This window comes from Pseudoclavibacter sp. RFBB5 (genome assembly GCF_002931555.1).
Lineage (GTDB): Bacteria > Actinomycetota > Actinomycetes > Actinomycetales > Microbacteriaceae > Pseudoclavibacter.
This window is the reverse complement of sequence record NZ_PSTZ01000011.1, coordinates 210,209-236,862: the sequence shown is the minus strand read 5'-3', so window position 1 is coordinate 236,862 and position 26,654 is coordinate 210,209. Positions and strand designations below refer to the sequence as shown.

Annotated in this window: 28 protein-coding genes; 14 read left to right on the top strand and 14 right to left on the bottom strand. The window is 66.9% G+C overall.

Annotated elements, in window-relative coordinates; all coding sequences use genetic code 11:
- Positions 1-40: 40 nt before the first annotated feature.
- From C5B97_RS17470 to C5B97_RS17805, 3 genes are all read left to right on the top strand, one after another.
- Positions 41-1,513: an MFS transporter gene (locus C5B97_RS17470; protein WP_104313424.1), complete on the top strand. Its 1,473-nt coding sequence runs from the start codon at positions 41-43 to the stop codon at positions 1,511-1,513.
- A gap of 240 nt (positions 1,514-1,753) precedes the next feature.
- On the top strand, positions 1,754-3,436 hold the full coding sequence (locus C5B97_RS17465; protein ID WP_219819833.1) for a DEAD/DEAH box helicase: 1,683 nt from the start codon (positions 1,754-1,756) through the stop codon (positions 3,434-3,436).
- Positions 3,436-4,023, top strand: a complete 588-nt coding sequence (locus C5B97_RS17805; protein WP_146080861.1) for a hypothetical protein — start codon at positions 3,436-3,438, stop codon at positions 4,021-4,023. Before C5B97_RS17465 ends, C5B97_RS17805 begins: the two co-directional genes overlap by 1 nt.
- A gap of 113 nt (positions 4,024-4,136) precedes the next feature.
- Here the strand turns inward: C5B97_RS17805 and C5B97_RS17460 are convergent, their stop codons facing one another.
- The 7 genes from C5B97_RS17460 to arsB all read right to left on the bottom strand — a co-directional run bounded on the left by C5B97_RS17460 (position 4,137) and on the right by arsB (position 9,797).
- The gene (locus tag C5B97_RS17460) at positions 4,137-4,391 is read right to left on the bottom strand and encodes a glutaredoxin domain-containing protein (RefSeq protein WP_219819835.1); all 255 of its coding nucleotides are present in this window, start codon (positions 4,389-4,391) and stop codon (positions 4,137-4,139) included.
- Between the two features lie 30 nt (positions 4,392-4,421).
- Positions 4,422-5,090, bottom strand: a complete 669-nt coding sequence (locus tag C5B97_RS17455; RefSeq protein ID WP_258068348.1) for an SOS response-associated peptidase — start codon at positions 5,088-5,090, stop codon at positions 4,422-4,424.
- Positions 5,091-5,170: 80 nt separating this feature from the next.
- Positions 5,171-6,553 carry an FAD-dependent oxidoreductase gene (locus C5B97_RS17450; protein WP_104313419.1) on the bottom strand — a complete coding sequence of 461 codons (1,383 nt, stop codon included), beginning with the start codon at positions 6,551-6,553 and terminating at the stop codon, positions 5,171-5,173.
- Between the two features lie 14 nt (positions 6,554-6,567).
- A complete protein-coding gene (gene trxB, locus C5B97_RS17445; RefSeq protein ID WP_219819832.1) occupies positions 6,568-7,575 on the bottom strand; it encodes a thioredoxin-disulfide reductase in 1,008 nt (335 codons plus the stop codon).
- Positions 7,572-8,252 (bottom strand): arsenate reductase ArsC, encoded by a 681-nt coding sequence (locus C5B97_RS17440; protein ID WP_104313417.1) that lies wholly within the window; start codon positions 8,250-8,252, stop codon positions 7,572-7,574. Before C5B97_RS17440 ends, trxB begins: the two co-directional genes overlap by 4 nt.
- A 6-nt stretch (positions 8,253-8,258) precedes the next feature.
- Entirely contained in the window at positions 8,259-8,669 is a 411-nt protein-coding gene (locus C5B97_RS17435) for an arsenate reductase ArsC (protein WP_104313415.1), read from the bottom strand.
- Positions 8,670-8,702: 33 nt separating this feature from the next.
- Positions 8,703-9,797 carry an ACR3 family arsenite efflux transporter gene (gene arsB, locus C5B97_RS17430; RefSeq protein WP_104313414.1) on the bottom strand — a complete coding sequence of 365 codons (1,095 nt, stop codon included), beginning with the start codon at positions 9,795-9,797 and terminating at the stop codon, positions 8,703-8,705.
- 100 nt (positions 9,798-9,897) lie between these two features.
- On the opposite strand from arsB, the gene C5B97_RS17425 reads away from it, so the two are divergent.
- Both C5B97_RS17425 and C5B97_RS17420 read left to right on the top strand, forming a co-directional pair.
- Positions 9,898-10,269 carry a helix-turn-helix transcriptional regulator gene (locus C5B97_RS17425; RefSeq protein WP_104313412.1) on the top strand — a complete coding sequence of 124 codons (372 nt, stop codon included), beginning with the start codon at positions 9,898-9,900 and terminating at the stop codon, positions 10,267-10,269.
- Entirely contained in the window at positions 10,266-10,673 is a 408-nt protein-coding gene (locus C5B97_RS17420; RefSeq protein ID WP_104313410.1) for a low molecular weight phosphatase family protein, read from the top strand. Before C5B97_RS17425 ends, C5B97_RS17420 begins: the two co-directional genes overlap by 4 nt.
- An 18-nt stretch (positions 10,674-10,691) precedes the next feature.
- Here the strand turns inward: C5B97_RS17420 and C5B97_RS17415 are convergent, their stop codons facing one another.
- From C5B97_RS17415 to C5B97_RS17400, 4 genes are all read right to left on the bottom strand, one after another.
- Positions 10,692-11,696 carry a hypothetical protein gene (locus tag C5B97_RS17415; protein ID WP_146080860.1) on the bottom strand — a complete coding sequence of 335 codons (1,005 nt, stop codon included), beginning with the start codon at positions 11,694-11,696 and terminating at the stop codon, positions 10,692-10,694.
- A gap of 430 nt (positions 11,697-12,126) precedes the next feature.
- Complete coding sequence (locus C5B97_RS17410) at positions 12,127-12,465, bottom strand: helix-turn-helix transcriptional regulator (RefSeq protein ID WP_104313406.1); 339 nt, start codon at positions 12,463-12,465, stop codon at positions 12,127-12,129.
- A complete protein-coding gene (locus tag C5B97_RS17405; RefSeq protein WP_258068346.1) occupies positions 12,462-13,406 on the bottom strand; it encodes a tyrosine-type recombinase/integrase in 945 nt (314 codons plus the stop codon). The genes C5B97_RS17410 and C5B97_RS17405 overlap by 4 nt, the downstream gene beginning before the upstream one ends.
- A gap of 465 nt (positions 13,407-13,871) precedes the next feature.
- Positions 13,872-14,915 (bottom strand): hypothetical protein, encoded by a 1,044-nt coding sequence (locus tag C5B97_RS17400; protein ID WP_146080859.1) that lies wholly within the window; start codon positions 14,913-14,915, stop codon positions 13,872-13,874.
- 598 nt (positions 14,916-15,513) lie between these two features.
- On the opposite strand from C5B97_RS17400, the gene C5B97_RS17390 reads away from it, so the two are divergent.
- The 6 genes from C5B97_RS17390 to C5B97_RS17365 all read left to right on the top strand — a co-directional run bounded on the left by C5B97_RS17390 (position 15,514) and on the right by C5B97_RS17365 (position 20,909).
- The gene (locus C5B97_RS17390; RefSeq protein ID WP_104313398.1) at positions 15,514-16,308 is read left to right on the top strand and encodes a hypothetical protein; all 795 of its coding nucleotides are present in this window, start codon (positions 15,514-15,516) and stop codon (positions 16,306-16,308) included.
- 98 nt (positions 16,309-16,406) lie between these two features.
- On the top strand, positions 16,407-17,642 hold the full coding sequence (locus tag C5B97_RS17385) for a serine hydrolase (RefSeq protein WP_104313396.1): 1,236 nt from the start codon (positions 16,407-16,409) through the stop codon (positions 17,640-17,642).
- Positions 17,630-18,976: a histidine kinase gene (locus tag C5B97_RS17380; protein WP_104313394.1), complete on the top strand. Its 1,347-nt coding sequence runs from the start codon at positions 17,630-17,632 to the stop codon at positions 18,974-18,976. The genes C5B97_RS17385 and C5B97_RS17380 overlap by 13 nt, the downstream gene beginning before the upstream one ends.
- Positions 18,973-19,632: a response regulator transcription factor gene (locus C5B97_RS17375; RefSeq protein ID WP_104313392.1), complete on the top strand. Its 660-nt coding sequence runs from the start codon at positions 18,973-18,975 to the stop codon at positions 19,630-19,632. The genes C5B97_RS17380 and C5B97_RS17375 overlap by 4 nt, the downstream gene beginning before the upstream one ends.
- Positions 19,633-19,762: 130 nt before the next feature.
- Entirely contained in the window at positions 19,763-20,416 is a 654-nt protein-coding gene (locus C5B97_RS17370; RefSeq protein ID WP_146080858.1) for a hypothetical protein, read from the top strand.
- Positions 20,417-20,423: 7 nt separating this feature from the next.
- Positions 20,424-20,909, top strand: coding sequence for a hypothetical protein (locus C5B97_RS17365; RefSeq protein WP_104313388.1), 486 nt, complete (start codon positions 20,424-20,426; stop codon positions 20,907-20,909).
- Between the two features lie 37 nt (positions 20,910-20,946).
- Here the strand turns inward: C5B97_RS17365 and purB are convergent, their stop codons facing one another.
- The gene (gene purB, locus C5B97_RS17360; RefSeq protein WP_104313386.1) at positions 20,947-22,329 is read right to left on the bottom strand and encodes an adenylosuccinate lyase; all 1,383 of its coding nucleotides are present in this window, start codon (positions 22,327-22,329) and stop codon (positions 20,947-20,949) included.
- Positions 22,326-22,880 (bottom strand): low molecular weight protein-tyrosine-phosphatase, encoded by a 555-nt coding sequence (locus tag C5B97_RS17355; RefSeq protein WP_308471458.1) that lies wholly within the window; start codon positions 22,878-22,880, stop codon positions 22,326-22,328. The genes purB and C5B97_RS17355 overlap by 4 nt, the downstream gene beginning before the upstream one ends.
- A gap of 198 nt (positions 22,881-23,078) precedes the next feature.
- Between C5B97_RS17355 and C5B97_RS17350 the strand changes: the two genes are divergently transcribed.
- Together C5B97_RS17350 and C5B97_RS17345 are read left to right on the top strand one after the other, a co-directional pair.
- Positions 23,079-23,432, top strand: a complete 354-nt coding sequence (locus C5B97_RS17350; RefSeq protein WP_104313382.1) for a hypothetical protein — start codon at positions 23,079-23,081, stop codon at positions 23,430-23,432.
- Positions 23,429-24,874 carry a hypothetical protein gene (locus tag C5B97_RS17345; protein ID WP_104313380.1) on the top strand — a complete coding sequence of 482 codons (1,446 nt, stop codon included), beginning with the start codon at positions 23,429-23,431 and terminating at the stop codon, positions 24,872-24,874. The genes C5B97_RS17350 and C5B97_RS17345 overlap by 4 nt, the downstream gene beginning before the upstream one ends.
- A 9-nt stretch (positions 24,875-24,883) precedes the next feature.
- Here C5B97_RS17345 and C5B97_RS17340 read toward each other — a convergent pair whose 3' ends face one another.
- Positions 24,884-25,303 carry a phage holin family protein gene (locus C5B97_RS17340; RefSeq protein WP_104313378.1) on the bottom strand — a complete coding sequence of 140 codons (420 nt, stop codon included), beginning with the start codon at positions 25,301-25,303 and terminating at the stop codon, positions 24,884-24,886.
- Positions 25,304-25,492: 189 nt separating this feature from the next.
- Here C5B97_RS17340 and C5B97_RS17335 point away from each other — a divergent pair, with 189 nt between their 5' ends.
- Positions 25,493-26,623 carry a thiamine pyrophosphate-dependent dehydrogenase E1 component subunit alpha gene (locus tag C5B97_RS17335; protein WP_104313376.1) on the top strand — a complete coding sequence of 377 codons (1,131 nt, stop codon included), beginning with the start codon at positions 25,493-25,495 and terminating at the stop codon, positions 26,621-26,623.
- Positions 26,624-26,654 lie beyond the last annotated feature (31 nt).

The following is a 26,654-nucleotide window of genomic DNA, read 5'->3' as shown; positions in this document are numbered from 1 at the left end:
CGAACCGGCCGCGGAGTCTTACGACACGGAGGTTCCCCAAATGCAGAGCACAGATTCCGACCGCGCCGCAATTTCCGGAAGAACGGATCGCAAGGGGACAGCACTCGCGATCATTGTGGTGATGCAGCTCATGCTCACCATCGACCTGATGATCGTCACGGTGGCGCTGCCCTCGATCGGACAAGAACTGAACTTCACCGACGGCGGGCTTGCCTGGGTGGTGAACGCCTACGGCCTAGCTCTGGGTGGCTTGATGCTTCTCGGAGGCCGCTTTGGCGACACATTCGGTCGCCGCCGAATGTTCCTCGTCGGAGTCGCCGTATTCACCGTCGCCTCACTCGCCGGAGGATTTGCCACAAGCGACTGGTGGTTCCTCACCTGCCGAGCCCTCCAAGGCGTCGGCGCCGCGTTAGCCATGCCGAACTGCTTGGCCCTGATCTTCGGACTGTTCGCCGCTGGTGCCGAACGGACGAAGGCAATCACCATCTCAGCCTCGGCGTCGAGCTCCGGCGCGGTCGTCGGCCTACTCCTGGGTGGCGTCCTCGCAACGGGACTGTCATGGCGGTGGGTGATGTTCGTGAACGTTCCAGTGGGGATCGTGGTCTTCATTCTTGCCCTGATCTACCTCCAGGAACAGGACACCAAGCGCGGCAAGTTCGACATTCCAGGAGCGGTCACCTCTGCACTGGGCGTTGGTTTCCTCGTCTACGGTTTGTCGCAGATTGGTGAGTCCGGTTTGGCTTCGCCCGTCGCCTGGATTCCCCTGACAGTCGGGGCAATCCTCTTTGCCGCTTTCGTTCTCATCGAACGCCGCGCAGCACAGCCAATCATGCCGCTGAGCCTGTTCGGAAGCCGCAATCGCGTCGCAGCGTACTTGTCTGCGGTCCTCGTCACCGGAACCATGATCGGAATGTCATTCTTCCTGACGATCTTCGTGCAGGGACCGCTCGGGTTCTCACCGCTCATAACAGGGGTGTCATTCCTTGCGACCGGTTTCGCGCTTGTCGCGGCATCGTTCTTCGTGGGTACGCTCATGCGCCGTATCGGCGAACGATGGACGATGGTGCTCGGCAGCGTCCTATTGGTTGTCGGCTACCTGTTGCTGACGGGGTTGACCCCGGACAGCACGTACTGGGTGTCGATCTTCGGGCCGTTGGTGCTGGTCGGTGTCGGGATGGCCTGCACGCTCATTCCGGCGACTGAGATGGCCGGCGCAGATGTTGGTTCCACGAACTACGGCGCGGCATCCAGCACGTACAACACGATGCAGCAGCTCGGCGGCCCGATCGTTCTCGCGGTCCTCGTCGCTGTCTTCCAGACAGCTACCCGCGCAGCCAACGCCCCAGCCGTATCGGGAGACTCCGAAGCCTTGCAGCTCACAAACGCTATGGCCCCAGCATTCGTCGCGGCGGCCGTATTGGCTGTGTGCGTGTCGGTCGTCAGCTTGTTCGTGACACGAACCCCGAGGGCATTGGCGCAGACTGCACAGAAGCAGACCGTCGCAGTCAAGTAACGCAGCCGCCCGCACCAGCATCGCTACCGTTCACCAAGCCGAGATGAGATGATCCCCCTGCCCACCGCAGCCCCAATTCCGCTACAGGCCACGTTCGTTCCGTCAGAGAATGCGATCGCGTGGTGGGGCCCAAGCGACGTCGCGTCAGCGCTCGTCGAGGCCACGAACCTCGTCGGCCGGGCCGCGAGCATCCGCCTCGCTATCCCGGATGGGGCCTCAGTCGTCGCTAAAGACGTCGCCGTGGTCCTCACCGACGTGGCCGAAGCCGCGCGCACCCTGGATGACATCGACTCGTACAGGCACTTCGAGCAGTCGGTACTCGCTTGGAAGGAAGCGAGTCGTATCACCCTGCATGAAGAGCCCTCTGCCGGATGGGGGCGGCTCGTTGAGCAAATCCCTCCGGCGGGCCACGCAATCCTCGATGCCGACGAAACCTCGATCATGGCGCCCGCCGTCCTGCTGCATGCCTTTCGACTTGCAGTCTCATCGTCCCGACTGCTTCGCAGCGGAGTCATTCAAGCCGACCTCCGCCCCTATCAAAACTACGGGGTTGCATGGTTGCGTGATCGGGCGCAGCTCGGCGCGGGGGCGATACTGGCGGACGAGATGGGGTTGGGAAAGACGCTCCAATCGATCAGTGTCCTGGCCACCCGTCGATCCGCCACACCGCACCTTGTTGTGTGCCCCACATCCCTCATCGGCAACTGGCGGCGCGAAATTCAGCGGTTCTCGCCCACCACTCCCGTCCTGAGATACCACGGCACCGACCGACACCTACCGGCGTCATTCGCACCCGGAACCGTCGTGATCACGAGCTATCCGCTCCTGCGCTCTGACCCTGCCGTGAACAGCACGGAGTGGGACGTGGTCATCTTCGACGAAGCGCAGCAACTCAAAAACCCAACGGCTGAAGTCACACGAGCCGCCCTGCAGCTCAAGTCCACGTGCAGGATTGCCATGACCGGCACGCCCGTGGAGAACAACCTAGACGAACTATGGTCCATCTTCTCAGTGACCAATCCCGCCCTGCTGGGACCGCGCGCACGATTCCGGCAGCGCTTCGTAGCTCCCATCCAACAACGCCGATCAACGACCGCAGCGACAACACTGAGCAAGCTCGTACAACCGCACATGCTTCGTCGCACCAAAGCCCAAGTCGCCACTGAGCTCCCCCCGCGACTGGACAGCACCGTCGTCTGCACACTCACCAATGAGCAAATAGCGCTCTATCGCAGAACCGTCGACCAAGCGTTCACGAACGACGGCCTCGGCTCAGGAATAGGGCGCAGCGGCCGAGTGCTCGCGCTCATCACAGCCCTCAAACAAATCTGTAACCACCCTGCTCAATACCAGGGAGCATCGACGGCAGAACCAGGACGGTCCGGAAAGTACGACCGTGCGATGGAGATGCTCGCGGAGATCGTCGACGACGGAGAACGCGCCCTCGTCTTCACTCAGTATCGAGCGATGGGCGATCTCCTCTCGACCGGCCTCGAACAGGCGATCCAGAAAACCAGGATTCCCTTCCTGCATGGCGGACTCTCCGCAGCACGTCGCGACGAACTTGTCCGCGCTTTCCAGGAAGACGATGACTCTCCACCAATCCTGGTCCTCAGCCTCCGCGCTGCGGGGTTCGGCTTGAACCTGACCCGAGCATCACACGTCCTGCACTTCGATCGATGGTGGAACCCCGCCGTGGAGGAACAAGCGACAGCGCGAGCGCACCGAATAGGTCAGACACAGACCCTCACTGTGCACACCCTCATCACCGAGGGCACCATCGAAGACCACATCGACAGAATGCACCACGAGAAACAAGGAATCGCCGACACGATCACCGGCGACCCTACAACCGCCCTCGCCGCGCTTCCCGACCGCGAACTGCGAAACATCCTTGATCTGAACACGGCCGAGGTGTCCTAATGCAACCAACAGAATTTGGCGCCACCCACTGGGGAAGAGCCTGGCTACGCACCATCGAACGCTCTGGCCGGGCACCCAACCCCCACCTGCCGAAAGCACGCACCCTCGCCCGCAATCAGCACGTCACCATCCTCATCGAGGCACAGACCATCACCGGAACGGTTACCGACGGAGCGTCCGCAGCACACGTGCACCTCACCGTTCCGGCCTGGAACAAATCACAGAACACCGCCGCCGCACCGCTCTTTCTCCGAGCAAGAGAAGCACACGCAGGTGCAGTCATCGGCGATCTGCCCGACTCGCTCGCCGATGACCTCAACGCCCTCAGCGTCCCCGTAGCCGAACCGCTCGAGACCCTGTCTGCAACATGTACGTGTCGAGCGCGGACTCGAACCTGCGTCCACATCCTTGCAACCATCTATGCGCTGATCCTCAGAGTGGACGAGCAACCAGAACTCGCTGTGCAGCTCCGCGCAACCGCTGCGCAACTCACAGAACCAACCAGCTCCGGCTGGATACCTCTTTCGCAGCTCGCCCCGGCGAACTACTACGCAGTTGATGGGACCCCCCTGCACTCACTGCGCTAGTTCCACGGTGTGCATGGTCAACCACACACTTGAACGATGTGTTCGTCGACGTGCTTGTCTCATACCGTCAGCCTCGCCGCGGTGCACGTGACCGTCATGCCGCATTCGATGGTTCACGGGACGTGAGCGGACACCCGTTTTGCGAGGCGGTTGATCTGGTCGGGCCGGAACCCTGACCAGTGGTCCTCGTCGTCGACGACCACGACCGGCGCTTCCGAGTACCCGAGCTCGTCCATGATGTAGCTGCGTGCTGCCGCGTTCTCGTCCAGGGTGACGTCCACCTCGACGAACTCGACCCCTTTGGCGGCCATGGCCTTCTTGGTGAGCTTGCAGCGCACGCAGCGCTCCCCGGTTGTGTAAACCCGCACCGCCTCGCTCACGACGTCGCCCGGCAACCGCTAGAGCGTGATGGGTTCGATGAGGCTGGCATCGGTGCGGTCGAGCTTCCGGACGTTGTTCACGGCTCGAGAAACCGGACGCGTGGTGATCGTCGCGGCCACGGCCGCCGACGTCTCGTCGAGCTCGTGCAGCATCGCGTCCTTGTGCTCGATCTTCTCGGCGCTGATCCACCGGTCGAACATCTCCGGTTCGAGGAACACGGGCATACGGTCGTGGATCTCCCCAGAGGCGTCCTTGGCTTCGCGGGTGATGATCGTGAACGTTGAGCGCCACTCGTCGTTCTCGTCCTTGTACGCGGCTTGCAGCCCTGCTGCGGCCAGCACGGTTGCGCGGGAGGAGATGAAGTACGGCTGCTTGCCGTCTTCCACTTCTTCCCACTCGTAGTAGCCGCTCATCGGCACGATGCAGCGGCTCCCCGCGAACGCGCCACGAAACAGGCCGTTGGTCGCCACGGTCTCCAGTCGAGCGTTGATGCGGGGCGGGCCGCCGGCCTTCGCCCAGGACGGCCGAAACCCCCACTTTGCAATCTCAAACTCACGCTCGCCCTCGTGCTGGCGCAGGATCGGCGCGGAGTTCGTGGGCGCGATGCTGTAGGCGGGCTCCCACTGGAACTCACCGCCCGCGTCGAACTCGAACAGGAGGTCGCTGCTGGTACTGGTACCGAGCAATATTCGGTGAGTATTACTTCCGCTCGCGAGGACCAAGTCCGCGGATCCTGCGCCTGCTGCACGTCGCACACGGTTTCCGGTTAGGCGCAGCAGCCAGACGCTGACACTGCTGCTGCCTGCCGGCCAGCGTTGATTGGCTCGGGTACCCCGCAGCTCACGCCGTCGCTCTCCTCAGGCGTGCCGGTCGAGCACACGCCGGTTTCCGGGAGGACGAGGGTGACGAGGCGCGCTTGCTCGTGGTGTCCGGCGAGCTCGTCCGCGATGGATCGCACTTGCTCGTACCCGGTGAGGAGCAGGAAAGTGGGGGCGCGGCCGTAGCTCTTCATGCCGGCTATGTAGAAGCCGGGTTCTGGGTGCGTGAGCTCGTCCACGCCGTGTGGGTAGACGGTGCCGCAAGAGTGCGCGTTCGGGTCGATCAGCGGTGCGAGCGCTCGGGGTGCTTCCACGACGGTGTCGAGGTCAAGTCGGAGTTCGCGCAGCAGGTCGAGGTTGGGGCGGAACCCGGTCGCATTCACGATCACGTCGACGTCCACGGATGCGGCGACTCCCGCGCGAAGCCCGGTAACTCGTACGCCGCCATCCTCCGCGGGGGCGAGAGCATCGATCTCGAACTGGTCGAGGAGCTGGACCTGCCCGGAGGTCACGAGCGCTCGGGTGGCCCCGCCGAGTTCGCCTCGCGCGGCGAGCTCGTCATTGGCGGACCCGTACACGCGGGCGGGCTGCACGCCCCGAATGGCCCAGAAGATCTGTGTGGCAGGTTCCCGCTTGGCGAGAGAGGCGAGCTTCAGCAGGGTGTTCGCGGCGGAGTGGCCGGCACCGACGACGAGGACTCGTTTCCCGGCGAACTGGGCACGGTCGCGTCCGAGCACGTCGGGCAGGGCGTGGCTGAGGTGCTCGCGCACCTGGTCTGCGCCAATGGGCTCGAGGCCGCTGGAGCCGATGGCGTTGCTCGTCTCGTACGTGCCGGACGCGTCGATCACGGCACGAGCGAGCGTTTCGGTCACTCCGGCGGCGGATTCGGTGCGGAGCACGAAGGGGGCGCGTTCGCGTCCGCGTGTGCGGGTGCGGTCCATGCCGCGGCGCGTGACGGCGAGCACCCGGTGCCCGTAGCGGATGCCGTCCGCGAGGGCGGGGGCTGTGGCGAGCGGCAGGAGATAGTCGTCGACGAGCTGCTGCCCGGTGGGGAGGGTTTTGGCGGGTGGTGCGTTCCAGTCGGCCTCATCCAGGAGGCGCGCGGCGGCTTCGTCGACGAGGTACTCCCACGGTGAGAACAAGCGCGTGTGTCCCCACGCTGCGACAGAGGCTCCAGCCTGGTCTCCCGCCTCGAACACGACCACCTCCTGCCCTCGCTCCAGCAGCTGCGCGGCGGCGGCGAGGCCGATTGGCCCCGCGCCGATGATCGCGACCGGCAACGCGTCGAGCCCGGTGGTCGATGCTGGGGTGAGGGATGAGGAGGTGCTCATGGGTGACTCCTGGTCTAGCGGACGGGTGTGGCGGCCGCGTCGAGTTGCGCGGTGACGGCCTGCGGGTAGGTGGCGAGGCCCGCGGAGGCGAGGTAGTGCTCCGCGTCTTGGGCTGCGGCGCAGCCGGTGCCCGCAGCGGTGATCGCCTGCCGATACCGGAAGTCGACCAGGTCGCCTGCCGCGAACACCCCCGGGAGAGAGGTGTGGGTGGTGGGTGCGCTCACGCGCACGTACCGGTTCTCGTCGACATCGACCTGCCCATCGACGAGCTCGCTGCGGGGGTCGTGCCCAACGGCGATGAACAGCCCCGTCGCGGGCAGCTCGTCGAGCTCACCCGTGACCGTGTCGCGCAGGCGCAACGATTCGAGGTGATCAGTGCCGACCGCTTCGAGCACCTCCGAGTCCCAGCGCACGGTGATGCGGGGGTTCGCGAACGCACGATTCTGCATGATCTTCGAGGCGCGCAGCGAATCGCGGCGGTGGATGAGGGTGACGCTGTTCGCGAAGCGAGTCAGAAACATCGCCTCCTCCAATGCGGAGTCCCCGCCCCCGACGACGGCAATATCTTGACCCTTGAAGAAGAACCCGTCACACGTCGCACACCAGGACACCCCGTGCCCGGTCAACCGCTCCTCACCCGGAACACCGAGCTTCCGGTACGCGGACCCCATGGCGAGCACCACGGCGTGCGCCTCGAACGTGCCCGAGTAGCCGGTTTCAACGGTCTTGACCGGACCCTCGAGCTGCAACTCCGTGGCGTCGTCGACGACGATGCGCGTCCCGAACCGCTCCGCCTGCTGGCGCATGTTCTCCATCAGGTCGGGGCCGAGGACGCCGGTCGGGAAGCCCGGGAAATTCTCGACCTCCGTGGTGTTCACGAGCGCTCCACCCGCTTCCACAGCGCTGGTGAGCAGCACCGGGGAGAGGCCGGCGCGGGCCAGGTAGATCGCAGCCGTGTACCCGGCAGGGCCGGAGCCGACGACGATGACGTTCTCGACGTTCTCGACGTTCTCGACGCTCACGCGCGGGAGCCTTCGAGCGCGATGGGGGAGACACCGAGGCTCGCGAGCAGCTCGGTGACGTGCGTGTGGAGCTGCTCGCGGATCACCCGCACCTCGTCGGCACCCAGTCCGGACGGATCGGTGAGGTTCCAGTCCTGGTACTGCTTGCCCGGGTAGACGGGGCAGGCGTCGCCGCAGCCCATCGTGATGACGACGTCCGCGGCCTGCACGACATCGTCGGTGAGGGGCTTCGGGAACTCCTGGCCGAGGTCGAGGCCGAGCTCCGCCATCGCGTCGACCGCTTCCGGGTGGAGCGTCTTCGCGGGTGCGGAACCCGCGGAGCGCACGTGCACCTGGTCACCTGCCAGCGCCTGGGTGAGGACCGCGGCCATCTGCGAGCGGCCAGCGTTCTGCTCGCACAGGAACAGGATTTCCGGCACGGGGCGGGCGATGTCGCCCTTGGCTTGGGCGAGCGCGGTGAGGCGGTCTTTCGCGAACCTCGTCGTGTTGGTGACCAGGTGCGCTTTGACGGTGGAGGTGCGCAGCAGGGCCGCGTAGGACTCGAGCACGTACCGTTCGACGGTTTCGGGAGTGAAGATGCCGGTGAACTGCTCGGCCAGCTCGCCCGCGAGGCGCTGGAGGGAGGCTTCGGGGTAGGCGAGGCCGGGCAGTCCCCGGCGCTGGCTGAGATCGGTCATGGTCGGTTACGCCTTCTCGGGAAGCAGATCGGCGATGAGCGCTTCGACGCGCTGCTTGATGTCGTCGCGGATGGGGCGCACGGCCTCGATGCCCTGCCCCGCGGGGTCGTCGAGCTTCCAGTCCTCGTAGCGCTTGCCGGGGAAGAAGGGGCAGGCATCGCCGCAGCCCATGGTGATCACGACGTCGGAGGCCTGGACGGCTTCCGTGGTGAGCACCTTCGGGGTGTTGCCGGCGATGTCGATGCCCTCCTCGGCCATGGCCTCGACGGCGACGGGGTTGATCTGGTCTTTCGGCTCGCTCCCCGCGGAGAGCACCTCGATACGCCCAGCTGCGAGGGCGGTGAGGTAGCCGGCGGCCATCTGGGAGCGGCCAGCGTTGTGGACGCAGACGAAGAGCACGGAAGGTTTCGTGGACATCAGGGGCCTTTCGAAGAGGTGGGTGGAGCGGGGTCAGACGAGGGTGGTCGACGATGCAGCGGGTGCCGGGGTGGCTGTGGCGGCGGGGAAGAGTCGTGGGCGTAGCCAGAGCGCGACGTAGACGAGGGCGACCAGCACGGGCACCTCGATCAGCGGGCCGACGATGCCTGCGAGGGCCTGGCCGCTGGTCGCGCCGAAGGTGCCGATGGCGACGGCGATGGCGAGCTCGAAGTTGTTGCCCGCTGCGGTGAACGCGAGCGTCGTGGTGCGCTCGTAACCGAGCCCCACGAGCTTCCCGAGCCCGAAGCCGAGGAGGAACGTGACGGCGAAGTAGATGAGCAGCGGCAGGGCGATGCGGGCGACGTCCCAGGGGCGGTCGATGACCTGCTGCCCCTGGAGCGCGAAGAGCATGACGATCGTGAACAGCAGCCCGTAGAGCGCGAACGGCCCGACCTTGGGTAGGAACCGCGACTCGTACCAGTCGCGGCCCTTCGCCGACTCCCCGATGCGGCGGGACAGGTAGCCGGCGAGCAGCGGGATGCCGAGGAACACGAGCACGCTGATCGTGATCGCCCAGAACGAGAAGTCCGCGCTGGTCGTGGGCAGGCCCAGCCAGGATGGGAGCAGCTGCAGGTAGAACCAGCCGAGCGCCCCGAACATGATGACCTGGAACACGGAGTTCACAGCCACGAGGAACGCGGCCGCCTCCCGGTCCCCGCAGGCGAGGTCGTTCCAGATCAACACCATCGCGATGCAGCGAGCAAGCCCCACGATGATGAGCCCGGTGCGGTACTCGGGCAGATCCGGCAGCAGCAGCCAGGCGAGGGCGAACATGAGGGCGGGTCCCACGAGCCAGTTCATGACGAGCGAGGAGATCAGCAGCTTCCGGTCCCCCGCGACCGCTCGGGCATCCGAGTAGCGGACCTTCGCGAGCACCGGGTACATCATCACCAGCAACCCGATGGCGATCGGGACGCTCACCGAGCCGATCTCGAACGCGTGCAGCGCTTCCCCGACGGCGGGGACGAACACCGCGAGAGCGAGGCCGAGGGCCATGGCCGCGATGATCCAGACCGGCAGGAACCGATCTGTGGTGCCGAGCTTGACGGGTGGGGTGACAGCAGTCATGAAGCTCCAGAGAGATATTGATCTCGGTCGATATTGATGCGGATCGATACGAGTATGGCTAGGGTATCGATGACTGTCAATTTCCTTGGAGGACGTTCAGATGTCGTTCACGCAACTCCTGCCGCTCACCGACGTGACCGCCTGCTGCGAGCCCCTCACCGACGAGGCGATCTCCGCGGAGAACGCCGAGAAGCTGGCCAGAACCCTCAAAGTCATCGCGGACCCGGCCCGGTTGCGGCTCATCTCGATGATCGCGGCGCAGGAGAAGGCGGAGGCGTGCGCGTGCGACCTCACGGAGCCGCTCGGGCTTGGGCAGCCCACCGTCTCCCACCACCTGAAGATCCTGGTCGAGGCGGGCATCCTCTCCCGCGAGAAGCGCGGCTCGTGGGCCTACTTCAGTCTCGTCCCTGGCGCGCTCGACTCGCTCGCCGCCCTCCTCACCAGCAACGAGCTCACCGGAGTGACCAGATGACCGCCACTCCCACGAACATCGTGTTCGTCTGCCAGAAGAACGGCGGCAAGTCCCAGATGGCCGCAGCGCTCCTGCGTTCCGTGGCCGGCCCCGAGGTGCACGTCACGTCCGCGGGCACGAAGCCCGGCACTGCCCTCAACCAGCAATCCGTGGACTCGCTCGCCGAGATCGGCGTGAGCGTCGGAGACGAGTACCCGAAGCAGCTCACGCCGGAGATGATCGACGCGGCTGACCTCATCGTCGTGCTCGGCGCGGAAGCACGCGCACCGGAGACTGCCGGTGTGGAGGTCGAGACGTGGATCACGGGCGAGCCCTCCGATCGCGGCATCGAAGGTATGGAACGCATGCGACTCGTTCGTGACGATATCCGCGCCCGCGTCGAAGCCCTGCACCGCCGCCTCTGACGCAGCGGCACGCGCTACTCAGCCTCGGCGCAGCTCGGGGTAGCTCTGCCAGGTACCGCCGGAAGCGATGCTCCGGGCATGCGCGGTCTGCGTGCTGATCCCAATCACATCAGCGAGCACCCTTGCCGGCACGGTCTGTGACAGCAGGACGAGCCTGGACGTGCGAAGTGCTCGCACACTCAGGCCCGCGCGCGTGAGCAAGCCGATGCCCGTTCCCGCAGCGAGATGCTGCCCTGGCACGATCCCAGGGAAGAGCCACTCATTCACAATCGGGTGGTAGCTTCCGCGTGTTTCGAGCTGCTCGAGGTGCTCCTGGAGGAGCTTGGCGATGGTTGCTGGCAAGTGGACTCGGGTCGCGGCGAACCTGATCGACACTCGTCCCTCGTCCTGTTCCACCGCCTCGAGGCGGAGCTCGACGCTTGATCGGATGGGTTGCGCGTAGACGATCGCGAACAACGCGAGGAGACGCCCGACAGGAGACAACGCCACGTCCGCCAGCACTCGCTCGGCGAGTTCCGCCAGCGCTTCGTCTGACATGGCCGCCTGAGGTGGCCCGCCGCGTACCCGCGGAACCTCGACTCTCGTGCACAGCCCAGACCCCGCTGCCCAGGTGAGGAACTGCCCCAGCACATCACGGCTGGACGCCGCGGCGAAGTAGCGATCAACGACTGCCTGATCCATCGTCGAGAGGTGCAGATGCTGCTCCTGCAGCCATGCCAGGAACGCAGCAATCAGGCGAACGTTTCGCATGTGGTTCGCGAATACGCCCGTCGATGTGGGCTCGGCCCGCTGTCGTAGGCGAGGGAGCGTGCGCCACTGATGGTACCGACGGATCAGGCGCGCATGCTCCTCAGGAATCGTTGTCAGGAACCGCGCCAACGCAAGCTCAAGCTCGTTCAAGAAGACATCGATCTCGGGGAGCACGTTTGCGCTGATGAGGAGTCGACGGAAGTAGCGGGTTTTCATACTCAACGGGAGCTCGTCGAGTGTCGTGTGTGCGACCGGGAGCTGCCCCTTCGCCATGCCTCGGAGGGTGTCTGCGACAGATTCACGCTTCAACCACCGCACCGCGGTCCGCGGATCCTTGACCGCGAGTAGATAGTCACTGAGCGGCTGCAGGCGCTCGTGCACAGTGCCAGTTCCATCGTCGAGGAGCTTCGCCAGTCGTTCTGAGAGTCGACAACTCCCGCACTGCGAGCCGGTCAGCTGCTGGTGACTACCGCAGTCCCTGCAACCGAAGCGGTCGACACGGCCCACGCAGGCGGCACATACACGTGCCCCGCCGCTGTCGAGATGCGCCAGCACGCGGATCTCCGCGCAACCGGGGCATCGGGCAGGGTTCCTGCGCAGCCCGCTGTAGCAGGCGTTGCAGATCCGGCCTCCGAGCAGCTGGTACCGGCTGATCACGTCTCGATGGCAGTTGTCGCACCGATCCGCCCACGTTGCCACGGTTCTACGCCTTGGTCGGACGCTGAATCCGAGCCGGCACCGGCTTCAGCTCACGCTGGACCACAGGCGAGGTCGCAGGTTCATTGACTGCGCTTCGCTCCCGTGCCGCCGCGGCGTCCGGGATCTCGATGAGGTCGTTCGGTGCGCATCCGAAGATGTGACACAGCGCGACGAGGACAGTCGTGTTGAGCCGCTCCGGAACTTTTGTCACTAGGCGGTACACCTGCTCCCGCGACAGGTTGACGCCGTGCTCTCGCAACGGCTCGATGAGGTCCGTGGTCTGGAACATGCTGTTGGCCGCCATGAGCGTGCGCAGGTTCCACTGGATGGTGGGGCTGGTCATGAGTCGTCTCCATAGATCCGTCGAAGGGCATTCGCGAGGACGCGGTTCTTGAAGTCATCACCGACCGAGGTGTAGATCGCCGTCGTCGACGCGTAAGCATGCCCGACCTGGTCCTGCACGAAGCGCTCGGCATACCCCCACTCGATCAGATTCGTCACGTACGAGTGTCGCAACGCGTGCACGGTCAGCTCTGGGGGCAGTCCTAGGTGGTCTCGAAGTTCGGCGAAACGGAAATCGAGGTACCGCAACGACACTCGAGTTCCACGCTCAGTGAGCCAGAGGGCATCAGAGCGCGAAGCTCCATAGAGTGCTCGATCCTCCTCGATCCACTGCCGAAGCCCCTCGACAGCCCAGTCGAACTCAGGGACTGCCAGTACCGTTCGTCGCTTCGGCCCGGAGCCTCGAGACGCCTTGCCCCACCGCACATAAACGGCACCGCACTCTCCGAATCTCGAAACTCCGGGGCTAGATCTCACGTCCGCCAGATCCAGACCGGCTGCTTCGCTGCGGCGGAGCCCGAAGGCGTAGACGGTCTTGAAGAGGACGGCGTCACGCAACGCAGAGAGTGCTCCCTTTCGCCCAGCGCGCTGGATCGCCGCCACTCGCTCATCTGTGGCCGTGAAGAACAGCTCGAGTTCGTCGTACGTCAACGCTCGTCGCTGTGGTCGCCCCTCGTATTCGACGATGTGCGCGAGCGTGTTCCACTCGTGGCAGATCTGGACGGGAGGCTCCCCGAATCTCTCTACGCACTCGGCTGCCCACGGGTAGCGGGCGTCGGTGATGAAGTCGCAGAACGCGCGCACGACGACCTGATATCCGCGCAGTGTCGATTTCGTCACGGGCCGCGCGCCCGAAGCCAGCTCCACGCTGAACGCTTCGAGGTCCTCGGGCGTCCACGCCCACGGGTACGCATCCGCGAACTCACGCAGGCGACGGATCATCGCAACGCGAGCGGTGATCGTTGACGGAGCGAGCCCACGACTCACTTGCTGGTCAACCCAGCCCGCCAGCATGCCGTCAAGGACAAATTGTTCCTGATTTAGGGGCACGACATTGGCGTCCAGTCGGCCTGGGAAGCCACGAGAACTGCGCTGCTCGCTCACCCGCCAAGTGTTGCATCAGATTCAACAATGATGCAAGAGTGAGAGCTGACCGCACCTCTGGCACCCAGGTCAGATGGACACTTTTCGCACCAGTACGCCCACGAACGGCCGCCATTTCAGCGCAAGCGGCTCGATTCGAGACTCGACCCTTCCAGCCCCCCGCTCGAGTTGTGGCGCGCCCGGCTCGAAAGCCTGCGGTTCCGCGGTACGCGCGAGACGAATAATGCTCAGTCTCTTCGCGATGACGTATCGGCCGCACATGTCGTCAGCGTAGAGCTCAGGAGTTCGATTCGGTCGAGAGATTCATGCGGCGCGCAGCGCTGGAGCGTTGACGGTGCCAGCACGCACGAGGGCGAGCGCGGTTCGGTGGTCGCCTCGACCCTCGCTGCGGGGGTATCTCGGATAGTCCGGCCGGTCGCTGACGCTGAGCAGCTGCGCGGCCGTGGGGGAGCGGCGTCGACGGCGTTGTTTCCCGCGCCTCGACATCCATTGCACCTCTGCCTGCCACCACGCCCAACAATGCCGCTCGTCGGCGTATCGCGCTCGACGAACTTCGAGATGCCCTGCGACGTTGAGAACGTGCGCCACGGAATCAACGTCGCAGTTTTCTTCCCTAGTCCAGCCGTGCTCGGTCCGGGACAGAAGGCCGTGCAGATGGAGGGCACGGAGGGCTTGCCGGGTGCGGGTGGCGTCGAGGCCGGTACTGCGGGTGAGTTCGTCGACGGTGAGCACGGAGCCTTCATCGACGTGTTTGTAGACGAGTCCTGCGGTGCGGCCCAAGCTGCGAGGAGCGGCGAAGGTGTCGTGCGCGAGCGTCTGGAGATTCTTCGCAAGCCGGGCGATGTGCTGGCTTCGAGCCTGCAGGGGGGAGGCTGCCGCGGGGCGTGCACGCACTTGTGTCCGATTACCAGCCTCTGTCCCTGTGGAGAACTTCCGAGAGAGGCGGTAGCGCTGCGCGTGGGCGCCCTCCGGGGTTCCCTCGCGGACGATCCAGGCTGACTCCGGGGAGGCTTCGTCAGCGGCCGTCGCGAGGCGGCGCAGCGCCTCGTGGACGGTGGTGAGGCCATACCCGGTGTCCGCGGAGATGCGGCGCACGTCAGCCTCGACCGTGAGCTGTGCAGCCTGGGCCATGTAGAGGCAGAGGGCATCGAGGACAGCACGCGTGCTGTGCGTACCCGTGCTGGACCGCCGCGAGGACGAGGCGCGGTCGCCGCCCCAGAGACCGGGCATCGCGTTCGCGCGCGCCTGTGCCGCGTCCACGGCCTCGACCATGGCGGCGCAACGGACGAGGAATCCTTCGTCGCTGCCGTCGCCCGTGGCGGGGTTCCGGCTACGTAGGTCACGCACTCGCCGCGAGTCTCAGGCGGTTGAGGATGCGCAGAGCAATGTGGTCTCAGGAAACTCAGGGCCATGACCCTCTCGGCTTAGGTAGGTTACCTAACTAAATAGTTGTCGTGCTCGAGGATGAGCCGCCGGCTTCGGAGCGTTCACGGGGAGAGAGTCACCATGTCGATCTCAGATCGGTCCACATCGAGCTGCGGGCCTACGCGAGGTGGCGCACGATGAGCACTGTCATGGCAGATCGGCCACGTGCCGATGGAGGATCCGACTCGGGCGATGAGGCGTTGAACGCCGACCTCGCGCTCGTGGGTTGGGGAGACCGTGCAGCGCTGTCTCGTCTCTACGATGCCCTGAGCCCGATGATGTTCGCGCTCGCGCTGAGACTCCTGAATCGAGAGGATCGAGCGCAGGAGGCCACGACCCATGCCTGGTTGACAATCTGGCAGTGCGCGCCGCGTCTCCCGCAGGGAAGCGCGCGGCAGACGATCCTGGCCGCGGCGGTTCGGTCGGCTTCGAAGCTAGCGGGTACCGGGTGAAACTGAACCCGTGGTCAGAGTGGTGCGCTCACCGCAGCGCTCAGAAGCCTGCCCGATAGCCTGGCCGCATGTTCGGACCCGCTCCAGACGCCACTCAGCTCGATGCGCTGCATCATGCCTGGGCGGCGGCGACGTCGCCAGCGGCGAAACTCGAAGCAGGGCTCGCTCTCGCGCAACTCGGCGACTTCACGTGCCGCGCTGAACTGCTCGACACCTACAGCGGCGACATCTCTTCGCTTGACCGTGAGCACAGGCTACAGCTCCTCGATCTGATCCTCGCCACCGCCACCGAACGCGAAGCAACGGACGATCGCCTGTTCGTCTTGCCCGACAATGACGACGGATCCGTGTACCTCCGCCTCGCCGGTTCCGGCCGGATGCTCCTGGCCCGCGCAGCCACAGTCCGGTACGTCGAGCTTGCGCGGGTCTTCGACGAGATCCATGACGTCACTTTCGAGGTCGCCACGGACAGTGGGTTCGACCTGTCCGGCGTCGAGTTCGATCTCTATGACGAAGACTCGACCGTCGATGCGTGGGCGGGTGAGATGACAGCGGCATTGGCCGACGTCCCCGCAACCTACGTCTTCCGCGGGGCCGCCTTCACCCCGCGGATCGTCATCGACGAGCTCCTAGGAAGTGTCGACCGAGCTGCGGCCGGGGGTCCGGTGCTCATCCGCCCGAACGCGGAGCTCCTGACGACCTGGTCGGGCCTCGCGCATCCCACCATCGGCAGCACGGTCGGGCCAGATGACGTCGCGGCGTTCGCCGGGTACGCCGAGCGGCTCCTCGCCCTTCCGTGGCGGGCCGGAGTCAAGTACTTCTACGGTCACGACGTCGACGGCGGTCCGGGCCTGCATCGCTGACGTTGGAGCCGGGAGCCGCGTGCCGACTGGCCACGCAGGCAGGCGCGACTGTTCGCAGGGATGGGGTGCCGGGCGGCGCGTTTCGTCACGCTGGATGCATGGAAACGCAACGAACCGCAGACGCACAGCCCACCGACCCGACAGCCCCCGTTCGGAGCGGCCGCCCGAGGAAGCTGACCGCGGTGATCGCCACCGCCGGCGTCCTGGCGGCCGGCGCGATCGGCGTCGGTGCGTGGTCGAACAGCGCGAACGCCAACGCGGATGTCGGCCCGGACCCGCACGAGGCGACGATGCAGGCGCTCGTGGACGCTGGCTACCCTGGCGTTCTCACATCCGTCACCGACGCCGAGGGCAGAAGCGCGAACCTCGCGCTCGGACAGGGAGACCTCGCCACGGGGGAGGCTCCACCCGTTGACGGGGAGGTGCGCATCGGCAGCAACACGAAGATGTTCGTCTCGACGATCGTCCTCCAGCTCGCCGAAGAAGGGCAGGTGGCCCTCGATGAGCCGATCAACACATACCTGCCCGGCCTCGTCACCGGGGACGGGGTCGACGGCACGAAGATCTCCGTGCGCCAGCTCCTCCAGCACACCGCCGGCCTGCCCGAATACGCGGACAAGATCGCCGCGGACGCGTTCGGCGCGCAGCACACCTATATCTCGCCAAGGGACATGCTCGACGTCGCGTTCGAGCGCCCCGCGGCCTTCGCCCCCGGCGAGAAGTGGGGGTACAGCAACACCAACTACCTCGTTCTCGGGCTCATGATCGAGGCCGTCACCGACCGGGCCCTCGCCACCCAGATCGAGGAGCGCATCACCTCACCACTCGGTCTCGAGCACACCTACCTGCCCGCACCCGGCGAGCGGCAGCTGCGCGGCGAGCATCCCCGCGGCTACCACGCGGAGACGCCTGGCGACTTCCGGGACATCACCGACCTCGACCCAGCGTTCGGCTGGGCCGCCGGAGCTCTCGTGTCGACGCCGTCCGAGCTCAACACCTTCATGCGGGCACTTCTCGACGGCAGTCTCCTGAGCGCGGAGTCGATCGCCGAGATGCAGACCACCGTGCCCGCGGGAGACGAGCTGACCCCCGGGGCTGCGTACGGCCTCGGCGTGCAGAGCTACCCGCTGTCCTGCGGCGGAGTCGCGTGGGGACACGGGGGAGACATCCCCGGAACGCAGACTCGCAACGCCATCGGCCCGGACGGCACCGCCGTGACGATCGCCGTCACCGCGCTGCCCTGGGCGGTCGTGTCGGCCGACGACGACGAGCAGCTCCTCGCGCACTACCGCATGGTCATCGACGCCCTCGACGAGACGCTGTGCGGGCAGTAGCAGACGACGCGCTCGCGTCGGGTGGTGGCCTCATCAGCGGCCACCACCCGACGTGGTTGAATCGGGTCATGCGCTCATCGCCGCGGAACTCGGCCGTGATCGGCGCCCTCTGGTCAGCGACGCCCAGCCTCCTCGTGCTGGCGGGAGCCGTCGGATTCCTCGCGATCGGCACCTGGGATCGCGCACTCTTCGCGTCGGTTCCCGGAACCGGTTCACCGCTGCTGCTGGCGGGTCTCATCGCCGTGCAGGCGCTGCTCCTCTGGCCGCGCCGCCTCCGACCGCTGCCTGTGTTCGGGGCGGTCGTCGGCATCGACCTCGCCATCCTCGGCACGACGGCCGGGGAGCTCGGCATCGGCGCGCTCGCCGTGGGCATCGCCTCGTACCGTGTCGTGCGACACCTGCCCCGGCGATCCGCGCTCACCGTGCTCGTCGTGGGGGCCGCGGCGACGACCACCGTCGGTGGCGTCGCGATGCTCCTCGGGTCGCGCGAGGCGCCGCTCGTCCTCACTGCAACGCTCCTCCTGCGCATCCTGCTCCTCTACGTCCTTCCCGCGGGCGTCGCCGACTACGTGCTCGGGCGGGAGCGGCTGACGGATGCGCTCCGCGAGCAGGCGCGCATGGCCGAGCAGCGGCAGGTGGAGCGGGCGCGCGGCGAGCTCCGGGCGGAGCGCACCGCGCTCGCACGCGAGCTGCACGACATCGCCGGCCACCACCTGTCGGGCATCATCGTGAGTGCGCAGGCGGCGACCACCCTGACGCGCTCCGATCCCGAGCGTGCGCGGGCCATGATGCAGGGCATCCAAGATGACGCACGCGCGACGCTCGTCGACCTCCGGCGCACCGTCGGGTTGCTGCGAAGCGACGACGACGACCCCACCGCCGGGCCGGATCGCCCGAGTCCAACCCCGGATCTCGCCGGTATCGCGACGCTCGTCGATGCCGCACGGGAGCGGGGCCAGGTCGTCGACTTCCGCGTCATCGGTGCGCCTCGGTCGCTCGGCCCGCTGACGGAGGCCGCCGCGTACCGCATGGTGCAGGAGTCCCTGGCGAACGCGGCTCGGCATGCTCGGGGTGCGCGCAGCGACGTCAGCGTCCGCTTCGATGAGGGCGAGGTGGCGATCGTCGTCGTGAACGCGCCGACGGGGCCTGCACCGGATGCGGTCGCGCCGCGCGCGCCCGTGCAGCCGGGGTACGGGCTCTCCGGCATGGCCGAACGGGCCGAGCTCGTGGGGGCGACTCTGAAGACGGGACCCACGAGCGGCGGCGGCTGGCGCAACGAGCTCACGATCGGCGGCGCAGGCCGAGGCGTGGACCGAGACGGGGAGGCATCATGATCCGGATCCTCATCGCCGACGACCAGGCGGTCGTGCGCGCCGGGCTGTCCGTCATCCTCGGTGCGGAGGCCGACTTCGAGGTCGTCGCCGAAGCCGCCGACGGTGCAGAAGCGGCCCGGCTCGCTCGTGAGCTGAACCCCGATGTGGTCTGCATGGACATCCGCATGCCGGGCACCGACGGCATCGAAGCGACGCGGATGATCGCTGCAGACCCATCGCTCGGCGCCGCGGTGCTCATCCTCACGACCTTCGACGTCGACGCCGACGTGTTCGCGGCGCTCGAGGCCGGGGCTGCCGGGTTCCTGCTCAAGGGGGCGGATGAGGCGACGCTGCTCGCTGCTGTCCGCTCGGTGGCCGCTGGGTACGGGACACTCGACCAGCGGCTCACGCGCCGCATCCTCCATGAATTCGCTGACCGGCGGCGACCCGTCTCCGACCCCGCCCCGCCCACGGGGATCGTGCTGACCGAACGGGAGCTCGACGTGCTCGGGCTGCTCGCGCGCGGCCTGTCCAACGCGGAGATCGCCGGCGAGCTGTACGTCGAACCCACCACGGTGAAGTACCACCTCGCGGGGCTGCTCCAGAAGACCGCGTCGAGGGACCGCCTGCAGGTCGTGCTCTGGGGCATCCGCGCCGGGCTCGTCGACGTCCGCTGAGCGAGACCGCAGCAGGCGCGTTCGGCCCGGGATGGCGGCGCCCAGGTTGCAACACGGTGACGGCCTGACCCGCCGGGGAGCCACACACGACCCACTGGGTAGACTGGCCGCAGATCGTGAGGAGCGAACGATGACGATGCAAGTGGGGCCCACCGCGGTACCGGAACGCCTGTGGATGTCGATGATCGCCCGCGCCGTGCCCGCGCTGATCATCGCCGCCGTCATCACCTTCTCGCAGGACCACTCGGCCTCGTTCGGGTTCATCACCTTCGGGGCGTTCGCGCTCGCATCCGGCGTGCTCATCGGCTTCGAGGCCGTCGGCTTCAAGGACCACCCGGCCCGGGCCCTCACCTTCGTGCGCGCCGTCGTCTCAGCCCTCGCCGGTGGCTTCGCCCTCTTCATGGGCACGGCCGAGATCGAGCACGCAACCCCGGCCGCGTTCATCGCGACCGTCGCGACCTGGGCCCTCGTCACGGGCGCGCTCGAGCTCATCAGCGCCCGAGTCGGCCGCGCCACCAAGTTCTTCTCCCGAGAGGTCCTCATCACCGGCGCCATCACGGTGCTGCTCGGACTCCTCGTCGCGATCATCCCACCAGACCTGCGCGTCGACTACGGCGGACTCGAGCAGGTCGAGGGCAGCCTCACCGCATCCGTGCAGACCGTCGGCTACGTCGGCGCGTACCTCGCCGTGCTCGGCGTGCTGCTGGTCATCGAAGGCATCACCCTTCGCGGCATCCTCGCCGATGCGCCGGCCGCCAAGCCAGAACTCACCAAGAAAGCCTGATTCCCCAGTGACACAACCCAAGCGCCGCGCGGTCTTGAAGCCATTCGAACTGCTCGGCATCTCCGCCGTCATGGCCGGATTCGTGCTCCTCATCCTGCTGCTCACCACGCAGGACTTCGTGCTCGCCCTCGTCTTCGCCGGGGTCGCCTTCATCGCCGCGATCCTCGTGATCGCGATGCTCGTGCTCTCCTACTCGCCGAACCCCGACGCCGAGCGCTACCTCGACCGCTTCGAGAACGCCGAGCAGGGTGTCTCGCGCAGCGACGAGGGCGAGGAGAGCCGTGCGGCGAAGCGGGCGGCCGCCGACGAAGCCGTGCGCAGCGAGCCGGCCGTCGCAGACTCCGAGGCTCCCGAGACCGCAGTACCAGCCGAGCCTGTCGCTGAACAGAAGCCGACGCCGACAACGGACGCCCCCGCATCCGCCCCGACTGCAGACGCAGAAGAGGCCCCGCTCGACGAGACGACGTCGGGCGAGGCCCCCTCCAGCAAGTAGTTGCCGGACCGGGCTGAGCGTCTAGCTCAGGCCCGATCTAGCTCAGGTGGTCGACGAGGCGCGACGAGGCGCCCGTGTAGCTGCCGGGCGTGAGCGCGAGAAGCGAGTCCTTCGCGTCCTGCCCGATGTCGAGGCCCGTCACGAACTCGACGAGCTCGGCCTTGCCGATGCGGCGGCCACGAGTGAGGTCCTTCAGCACGGCGTAGGGGTCGGCGATGGATGAACGGCCCGCGACGATCTCTGCGCGGATGACGGTCTGGATCGCCTCGCCGAGCACCTCCCAGTTGCTGTCGAGCTCGTTCGCGAGCAGCTCCTCGTCGACGGCGATCTCGCGCAGGCCGCGCGTCACGTTGTCGAGGGCGAGCAGCGAGTGGCCGAACGCGACACCGATGTTGCGCTGCGCGCTCGAGTCGGTGAGGTCGCGCTGCAGGCGAGACGTGACGAGGGTCGAGCCGAGCGAGTCGAGGAGGGCGCTCGAGATCTCGAGGTTCGCCTCCGCGTTCTCGAAGCGGATCGGGTTGATCTTGTGCGGCATCGTCGACGAACCCGTCGCCCCCGCCTGCGGGATCTGGCGGAAGACGCCACGCGAGATGTAGGTCCACACGTCGGTGCAGAAGTTGTGCAGGATGCGGTTGAACCGCGACACGTCGGCGTACAGCTCGGCCTGCCAGTCGTGCGACTCGATCTGCGTCGTCAGCGGGTTCCAGCTGAGGCCGAGGCCCGTGACGAACTCGTCGGCGAGCTGCTCCCAGTTCGCGTCGGCGCTCGCCGCCTGGTGCGCCGCGAAGTTGCCGGTCGCGCCGGCGAACTTGCCGAGGTACTCGGTTGCCTCGACGCGCTTCAGCTGGCGGCGCAGGCGGTGCGCGAACACTGCGAGCTCCTTGCCCAGCGTGGTCGGCGTCGCGGGCTGGCCGTGCGTGAGCGACAGCAGGGGCACATCCCGAAGCTCGACGGCGAGCTCGGCGATGCGGTCGGCGAGCCCGGACGCGGAAGGCAGCCAGACGTCGTTCACGGCGTCGCGGATCGTGACCGCGTACGAGAGGTTGTTGATGTCCTCGCTTGTGCAGGCAAAGTGGGTGAGCTCGGCGAGCTCGCTCAGCCCGAGCTCCTCGAGGCGGGCGCGCACGTAGTACTCGACGGCCTTCACGTCGTGGCGCGTGCGAGCCTCGACCTCGGCGAGCTCGTCGATGTCCTTCTGGCCGAAGTCGGTGACGACGGCGCGCAGTGCGGCGGCCTTGTCCTCATCGATCTTGTGCGAACCGAACATCTCGCGGTCGGTGAGGAACAGCAGCCACTCGACTTCGACGTGCACACGGGCCCGGTTGAGGGCGGCCTCGGAGAGGTGCTCGCCGAGACCTTCGACGCTCTTGCGGTACCGCGAGTCGAGGGGACTCAGCATCTGGGGAGGGAGGGGGCTCATTGTGCTCCTTGGGATGAGGACGATCCGGCGCGCGACGTGAGGGCCGACCGGACGACGGGCTCGATCTGGCGAAGAAGCTCCTCGCATGCGCTCGTGATCATGTCGCGCACGTGGTCGAAGAGCTGGTCGTTGCCATAGTACGGGTCCGGGACTTCCGTGATCCCGCCGGGAGGCGCCGGGTGGAACGTGAGCAGCGGCTGCACGAGCGAGCGCTGCTCGTCGTCGGAGGCCCACGCCTTCAGGATGCGCCGCTGGCCGCGGTCGAAGGTGACGATGAGGTCGAACGTGTCGAACCAGTCGACCTCGAACTGCCTCGCGCGGTGGTTCTCGGCCGTGAATCCGGCCCGCTCGAGCGCCGACTGCGTGCGGGGGTCCGCCTTCTCTCCGACGTGCCACTCCCCGGTGCCGGCGGATGCGATGCTGACGGCGCTGCCCAGCCCGAGCTTCTCGACCATGTCGCGGAAGATGACCTCGGCCATCGGGGAGCGGCAGATGTTGCCCGTGCAGACGAAGATGATGCGAAAGACCGCGTCCCTGCTGTTTTTCGCCATGACGCCCATTGTCACGCATTCCGCGCACATCCGCGTGCCCGTTCATCCGCTCTTCTCCGACGACGCTGAACCCGGCCCCACTCTGCAGACCAGTCGCCTGTGGACGTGACGCTGTGCACACCGCAGCCGGTGCATCCGTTCTGGTGCGCGTTCGCGTTCGAGGATCGAAGCCTTCGAAGAACGAGAGGACGGCAGCCAATGCCAGAGACCATGCCAGCCGTTCACATTGCGCTGCCGGTGATCGGCCCCACCCTGCCGGCCGTCGACGCCGTCCGAGCGCAGATCCTCCAAGAACTGCAGCAGGTGGCTCTCGACAATGCTCGAGCACTGCAGGCGTTCGACTCCGGGGCTCGCGACATCTGTGCTGGGCTCAGACTGCTCGCCAACTCGGACACGTGGAGTTCGCCTGCGCAACGGTGCCTCGCGCTCGAGGCGGGACTGCTCGCCGATGCGATCTCACTCGTCGCCACCGCGGCCGTGCTCGCAGAAGAGGACTACCGATCGGTGCACGACGCCCTCGCCCTCGAATCCGCGGGGCTGAGCGCGCGGTGAGTGGCGAGCTTGTTGTCATCGGCGCGAGCGACGTCCGAGCCGTCGCCGCCCGCGCCGGTCTCTTCGCGGTGGACTTCACGGCGCTGCGCTCCATCCTCGCCGCGCAGGAGTGGATGCCCCCGAACGCCTGGTTGAGCTCATCCGGCTTGTCGTTCGCGGCCTCGTCCGCACAGGCCGAGGTGGCGTTCTATGGAGGAGCGCCGCTCGAGCTGCAGCTCTCCTCGCTGGGCGACCGCATCCTCCTCGCGGCTGAGCTCTACGAACGTGCCGAGGTGCTCTCTCGCGCCGTGATCGATGCGGCCGGTGCCAGCATCGCCAACGCGCTCGGCCGCTCGGTGCCGCTCACGGTCGCGCTCCTCGGGCCAGCGGCCGGCATCGCTGCGGTCGTAGCCCTGTCCGGCGACGCGCCCACGTTGAGCGACCCGCGCATCCAGGACCTCATTCGCGTGACCGTCGAGAACGCCGACGACTTCGCCCTTGGCCTTCTCGGTCTTCCGCCCGTGCACGGAGCTGACGGCAGCACTCTCGTGTCGTGGGCGCTCGCGGGTGCGGGTGTTGTCGGTCTCGTCCCGAGCGATCGTTTCCGTGTGACGAGCACCGCCGTCCCGCTCGACGGGCGGACCTCACCGCCCGCCGGCCTTCACGAGCTCGTTGCCGCCATCCCGCCATCCGTCGACGGCGGGCCCCAGGTGCGCATCACAAGCTACGTGGACGCGGACGGCGCGCAGCTCTACGAGGTTGCGATCACGGGGACCTCGAACCAGGCCTACGGGACGACGGAGAACCCGTTCGACCTCGCCGGCAACCTCGCCGCCTATGCGGGTATCGACGCGCAGTCGGTCTCAGCCGTGCTCGCCGCCATGGACGTCGCTGGCATCGACCCGGGTGACGCGGTCGTGTTCGCCGGCTACTCGCAGGGCGCGCTCGTCGCGGCGGCCATCGCCGGCACCGGCAAGTTCGACACGAAGGGCCTCGTCTCCATCGGAGGCCCTATCGACGCGGAAAGACTCCGAGCAGAGCTGCAGAAGCAGGAGGGGAGAAGCGGGCGGGAAGCTCCGATCATCGAGATCCAGCACCGGGAGGACCCGATCGTCGGCCTGCAGGGACTCGCGCCGGACGGCTCGGATTCGACGGTGGTGGTCGCGGACGCCGACGCCCTGGCGCCGATGGGCGACGACCCGCTGGCGGCGCACTCGCAGACGAGGTACCTCGACACCGCCGGGTTGGCAGACGCCAGCGGCGACCAGGCCCTCGAGAGGGCGCGGGCCGAACTTCTCGACGCCTACGAGGGGTTCGAACTCGAAGAGACGACGCTCTCGACAGTGAGCAGGCTTAACCCGCTCCCAGACCGGGACGCCGCGCTCGACGAGGCGAACCGCTTCCTGGAGGAGAAGTTCGCGCCGATCACCAGCAACCTCGAACCCGACGACATCAAGCTCTGAGCGACGGGGTCAGTCTTCGCGGCGGCGCCTGTCGCTCTTCAACTTCGAGTCGGCACCCCGCACCCAGGCGCCGAGGATCGAGGTGATGACCGACATGATGAGCGCCGCGAGCACCGCCCACCAGAAGCCGGAGACCTCGATGCCGAAGCCGATGCTCTCGCTGATGACACCGACCAGCCAGAAGAGGAAGCCGTTCACGATGAACGAGATGAGGCCGAGCGTGAGGATGTACAGGGGGAACGCCACGACGCGCACGAAACCGCCGACCACGGCATTCACGACACCCCAGATGAGGCCGAAGAGCGCGAGCGTTCCGATGACGCCCCACGTCGAGTCCTCGAACGGGATCACCTGCACGTGCGACTGCAGGATGAGGGTCACGACCCAGAGGGCGACGGCGTTGATGATGATGCTCAAGAGGGCTCGCATACCCGTATTCTCCCTGATGCCGGAGAGAACGGCCTGGGTCGGCTGACGGTGTGCCCTCGTCCATCTCGTGCAGGGTCCGCCCGAACTGTTGGAGGATTTCTCCTGAATCGCGGTGGGGCGGAGAACTAGACTGGCGAAATCTCGGGCAACCGCATTCGGGATCGGAACAGCAGGAAGGCGCCACACGACGTGACTCCAGGCGACGAAACCGTGCAGATCCTCACTCCAGAGGGAGAGGTGAAGCCGACGAAGGCCGCCGAGCCCTTCCTGGAGCAGCTCGAGCTGCTCGGCACCGAGGACTACCTGCGCGCGTACCGCGACATGAGCTACGTGCGAGCATTCGACCGCGAGTCGACCATGCTGCAGCGTCAGGGTCAGCTGTCGCTCTACGTCCCGGCGGAAGGCCAGGAGGCCGCGCAGATCGGCTCCGCCTACGCCATGCGCCCGCAGGACGCGGTGTTCCCCTCCTACCGCGAGCACGGCGTCGCGTTCGTGCGCGGCGTCGACCTCGTCGACGTGCTCCGCCTGCTGCGCGGCGTGACGCACAGCGGATGGTCGCCGGAAGGCCACGGCGTGCGTCCCTACACGCTCGTTATCGGTTCGCAGACCCTGCACGCCACCGGCTACGCGCTCGGCCAGAAGTTCGACGGTGCCACAGGCACCGGCGACCTCGACAAGGACGAGGCGACCGTCGTCTACTTCGGTGACGGCGCGACCAGCCAGGGCGACACCAACGAGGCCTACGTCTTCGCGACGAGCTACCAGGTGCCGCTCGTCTTCTTCCTGCAGAACAACCAGTGGGCCATCTCCGTGCCGGTCTCCGTGCAGGCGAACAACCCGCTCTACAAGCGCGCGGGCGGCTTCGGCATGCCCTCGACGCACATCGACGGCAACGACGTCATGGCGAGCTTCGCCGTGACACGCTCGCACCTCGAGCGGGCCCGCGCGGGTGGCGGCCCCGGCTTCATCGAGGCCGAGACGTACCGGATGGGCGCGCACACCACGACCGACGACCCCACGAAGTACCGCACGAAGGACGAGGAGGAGTCGTGGCGCCGCCGCGACCCCATCGCCCGCCTCGCCGCCTACCTGCGCGGCCAGGGCGTCGGCGAGGACTTCTTCGCCGGTGTCGACGAGGCCGCGAAGGACTACGCGGCCGACGTGCGCCGCGGCGTCTTCGAGATCGAAGAGCCAGACAACGACTCCATGTTCGACAACGTGTACAGCGACGCGCACCCGCAGCTCGAGGAAGAGAAGCAGTGGCTGCGCCGATACGAGGCGTCCTTCGACGAGGCCGCGAACCAGGAGGCAAGCCGATGACCGACGTCGCCACGAGCACCACGCAGAGCGG

Coding starts and splice junctions, on each gene's coding strand:
- C5B97_RS17385 (WP_104313396.1), top strand. CDS start 16,407: ATGGAAACGCAACGAACCGCAGACGCACAGCCCACCGACCCGACAGCC.
- arsB (WP_104313414.1), bottom strand. CDS start 9,797: ATGACTGCTGTCACCCCACCCGTCAAGCTCGGCACCACAGATCGGTTC.
- C5B97_RS17375 (WP_104313392.1), top strand. CDS start 18,973: ATGATCCGGATCCTCATCGCCGACGACCAGGCGGTCGTGCGCGCCGGG.
- C5B97_RS17420 (WP_104313410.1), top strand. CDS start 10,266: ATGACCGCCACTCCCACGAACATCGTGTTCGTCTGCCAGAAGAACGGC.
- C5B97_RS17450 (WP_104313419.1), bottom strand. CDS start 6,553: ATGAGCACCTCCTCATCCCTCACCCCAGCATCGACCACCGGGCTCGAC.
- C5B97_RS17470 (WP_104313424.1), top strand. CDS start 41: ATGCAGAGCACAGATTCCGACCGCGCCGCAATTTCCGGAAGAACGGAT.
- C5B97_RS17340 (WP_104313378.1), bottom strand. CDS start 25,303: ATGCGAGCCCTCTTGAGCATCATCATCAACGCCGTCGCCCTCTGGGTC.
- C5B97_RS17405 (WP_258068346.1), bottom strand. CDS start 13,406: ATGATCCGTCGCCTGCGTGAGTTCGCGGATGCGTACCCGTGGGCGTGG.
- C5B97_RS17410 (WP_104313406.1), bottom strand. CDS start 12,465: ATGACCAGCCCCACCATCCAGTGGAACCTGCGCACGCTCATGGCGGCC.
- C5B97_RS17355 (WP_308471458.1), bottom strand. CDS start 22,880: ATGGCGAAAAACAGCAGGGACGCGGTCTTTCGCATCATCTTCGTCTGC.
- C5B97_RS17440 (WP_104313417.1), bottom strand. CDS start 8,252: ATGACCGATCTCAGCCAGCGCCGGGGACTGCCCGGCCTCGCCTACCCC.
- purB (WP_104313386.1), bottom strand. CDS start 22,329: ATGAGCCCCCTCCCTCCCCAGATGCTGAGTCCCCTCGACTCGCGGTAC.
- C5B97_RS17425 (WP_104313412.1), top strand. CDS start 9,898: ATGTCGTTCACGCAACTCCTGCCGCTCACCGACGTGACCGCCTGCTGC.
- C5B97_RS17370 (WP_146080858.1), top strand. CDS start 19,763: ATGACGATGCAAGTGGGGCCCACCGCGGTACCGGAACGCCTGTGGATG.
- C5B97_RS17390 (WP_104313398.1), top strand. CDS start 15,514: ATGTTCGGACCCGCTCCAGACGCCACTCAGCTCGATGCGCTGCATCAT.
- C5B97_RS17805 (WP_146080861.1), top strand. CDS start 3,436: ATGCAACCAACAGAATTTGGCGCCACCCACTGGGGAAGAGCCTGGCTA.
- C5B97_RS17415 (WP_146080860.1), bottom strand. CDS start 11,696: ATGGCGAAGGGGCAGCTCCCGGTCGCACACACGACACTCGACGAGCTC.
- C5B97_RS17350 (WP_104313382.1), top strand. CDS start 23,079: ATGCCAGAGACCATGCCAGCCGTTCACATTGCGCTGCCGGTGATCGGC.
- C5B97_RS17435 (WP_104313415.1), bottom strand. CDS start 8,669: ATGTCCACGAAACCTTCCGTGCTCTTCGTCTGCGTCCACAACGCTGGC.